We start from the raw sequence: 2731 nt of genomic DNA on the forward strand, positions 1-2731 counted from the left end.
TTGGGCCAGGTAGTCGACCAGCGGCCGGGTCGGGCGTGGGGCGGTTCTGTCGTCCAGGGCGCTGGAGTGGTGCCGGGCCAGGTGCTCGCTGCCCAGCGCGAATTGCAGAATCGCCTTGTCTGCCGGCTCCTCGCCGAGGTCCGGAACCATGACCGCGTCGGCGAACGTGCCGTCGGTGACCGGCCGCTCGGTCAGGGCGTCGACCTGCTGCTCCAGGTCCGGGCGGGCGGCCAGCTCGGAGAAGAGGTCGTAGTGATGCTGCTCCTCCTTCGCCAGGTCCTCGACCACCCAGCGGATGTTCTTGCCGACCTTCGGGATCAGGCCGGTGTAGAAGTCCCGGGCGCTCTGCTCGAACGAGGTCGCGACCTCCAGGATCTCCTTCAAAGTTTGCTTGGACTTGATGCGCTCGTAGGCGCTGGCCTCACCTTCGTTCATGCCGCTTGCTCCTGTACTACTTGGTGCCAGACCGAAAACTCGTTATTTCCGCTGAGCCGGGCAATGACGGCGCCACCGCGTTGGCGAGATTTCATTAAGCGGACCGAGCGTTCGTCAATGATACGCCGTCAATGAGAACGAATCTCATCGACGTCAGATTTCGAGCAGACGATCCCCTCGGAGGACGTTGGGCCGTTTGCGCACCGAGGCGTCAGGCTGCTTGTTTGTATGGCCCGCGCTTTCGTTTCTCCCGCGCGCGATCCTGGGCGTAGAGAATCGCGCCGAGGCGTTGGATGTTACGGGCCACCACGGCCATGGCGACGTAGCGCTTGAAGCCACGGATGCCGTGATCGCGGCAACGGTCCAGTCCATGGACCTCGAGTGCATTGATGGCCGATTCCACCGCGGAATGCTGGCGCCGCAGGCGGATGAACTCGGGATCGCCTTCGCGGGCCTGATCGGCAGCAGAACGCTTGCCCTTCTTCGGCACCACCACGCGATCGAGCAGCTCGGCAAGGTCGCGCTGGTTGGCGCGACTATGAAAGCCCTTGTCCGTGCTGATGCTGGCGAGCCGCGGGAAACGCGTTCGGGTCTCCTTGACCATGGCGACGATGACTTGGTCGTCGGTGAGCTTCTCCATCACCCGGTGGTGGAGGATGAAGCGATCCTGGTCTTCGAGCACGCACACGCGCAGCCCAAGCTCCACGGGCACGCCGGCCTTTCCCTTGCTGATCCACTCGGTGTGCGGCTCGAAGATCGAGAAGACTTTCTCCTCATGCGGGATCGTCTGTCCGAAGATCACACGGCGGCGGATCTGGTCGATCTGGCGTTCGGCATGGGCGATGTAGGCGTCAAGCTCGGCGAGCAAGGCGGGGAGCACGTCGCAGCCGATCATCAGGGTCATGCGGGTATCGCGGGCACGGCGCACGTCGTCCTCGGCTTGCTCCAGGTAGGCCTGATGCGCCGCTTTGATCTCGTCTCGGCGGGCCTCGCGCTTGGCCTCGTCTTTGGCTGTGGAGTGCTTGATACGCTGCGCGTGCCGGTACAGTTTCTTGAGCTTGCGAATGTTGTAGGCGCTTTGGCGCCAGTCCGTCAGCGCGTGCTCGTCGCAGAAGGAGGCGCAGACCTCGACGGTCTTACGCATGGCGTCGAACAGCAGATTGATGTCGGTGGGATAATGGACATCGGTCTCGACGACGAACGAATCGCAGCGCCCGTTCAACGGTTCCTGCGGGCTTTTTTTGATCAGCGCATGCCCGGCGGACACCACCTCCTGGTTGATCCGGTCGAGCAGCTCCGGGGTGAAGAGGCGCAGGTTGTCCTTCAGCGTCTGCAGGTTGTACTGGGTGTCATCGGCCCAGTCCCCGTGTCCGAGTAGCCGGCGCAGGGTGTTGTGCTGGTTGGCCAGCTCGTGAATCCGGTCGATGTCGGCGTTCAGGCCCAGGCGCAAGGTCCCGAGCACCAGGATCTTCCATTGCTCCATGCCAGGTCGACCCGTGCTCGTATCCGCCGGTCCATTCTTGCCTTCCACCGTGCTCGCCGGCGCGACCTCGCTGAGGATGGCAAAGACACGCTCGCGCAGCTCCGGGGTCGTGTAGATGTATTGCAGACCGCGCAGGATCTGGGGGATGTCATCGCGGGATCTGGGATCGAACTCGATGGCGGAGATGTCCTGCTCACCGAACTGCATCTGCGGATGGATGACTTGACGCATCGGATTTCGAATGACGAAGTTTCAACGAGTTGATTTCAAATGCGCTCCTTGCGCACCCTCAATGGCCGGACTGCCGGATCCGCAACGTCTAAGAATCAGTGCGTTAGCGTACCGCGCCTCTGCACCTATCCTCACCGGCTTCCCATCTTCGACCTTGGGGTCAGATTATAATCGCTTGTTTTGACGAGGCAAACCGGCTTTTCGGTCAAGCACTAAATAGAAGCGAAACGCCATCGGCAGACAACACCAGCGCCCATGGATCGGCATCAGCAGCCCCAGCGTCACCAGGGTCTGCGCCCAGGGCCAGCGCGTCTGATTGGGCTTGGCGGCATGATCGAAGGTGGTCTGACAGGCGAAGATGTGGCGCCCCGTCTTGGGGTTGATCGAATCGTCGAGCGCCAGCAGCAAGCGACCCTCCACCAAGGGCTGAGGAATGGCGCGCCAGAGCAGTTCCCACACCGCCTCCCAGGGCAGTTTCACCGACGCCATGAAGGTGTAGTAGCGCCACTCGGCGATCGACACCCCGAACAACGTCTCGATGGCGCGCAGCAGATTGGAGGTGCGCGAGACCGTGATCGGAAC

General features: G+C 62.5%; 2 protein-coding genes and 1 pseudogene. All 3 read right to left on the reverse strand.

The window, feature by feature from the left end:
• Window positions 1–435, reverse strand: a 435-nt coding sequence (locus tag I6U14_RS11885) for a ferritin family protein (protein ID WP_296899594.1), incomplete at its 3' end; no start/stop codon positions are given.
• Between the two features lie 211 nt (window positions 436–646).
• Window positions 647–2149 (reverse strand): ISNCY family transposase, encoded by a 1503-nt coding sequence (locus I6U14_RS11890; RefSeq protein WP_296899595.1) that lies wholly within the window; start codon window positions 2147–2149, stop codon window positions 647–649.
• Window positions 2150–2314: 165 nt separating this feature from the next.
• Window positions 2315–2731 (reverse strand): annotated as a pseudogene (locus I6U14_RS11895) (transposase); the annotation flags it as partial.

The sequence above is a fragment of the Thiohalocapsa sp. genome, assembly GCF_019695415.1.
In the GTDB taxonomy this organism is placed as follows: domain Bacteria; phylum Pseudomonadota; class Gammaproteobacteria; order Chromatiales; family Chromatiaceae; genus Thiohalocapsa.